General features: G+C 73.9%; 1 protein-coding gene. It reads left to right on the top strand.

Annotated features, from left to right (window positions below):
• Positions 1-368 (top strand): FadR/GntR family transcriptional regulator (locus tag AC5RV2_RS19080; RefSeq protein ID WP_494093628.1); only part of this gene is annotated, 368 nt, incomplete at both ends.

The raw sequence follows: 368 nt of genomic DNA, 5'->3' as shown, positions 1-368 counted from the left end.
ACCGCTGCGGACCTGGAGCTGCTGCGCGGGCACCTGGAGTCGATGGCCGCGGCGGACGCCGCCGGCGACGCGGATGCCTTCGTCGAAGCCGACCGGTTGTTCCACACGGTGGTCCTCAAGGCGTCCGGCAACATCCTCTTTCCGGCGGTCTTCGTGCCGATGGGCCGGGTGCTGGCCGACGCGCGGCGGGAAGCGTTTGGGGCGCGGGCCGTCCGCACGCGCACCCTCGCCATGCACCGCAGGGTGCTCGCCGCCGTCGAAAGCGGGGACTCCCCAGGAGCCCGCCAGGCGATGGAGGACCACGTGGACCAGGTCCAGGACGACCTCGACGGCAATGCCGCCGGCCCGGCGAAGGCCCCCGCGGTGCG

This window comes from Arthrobacter sp. Y3225116 (assembly GCF_059091245.1).
This window is presented reverse-complemented; position numbering and strand designations above follow the sequence as displayed.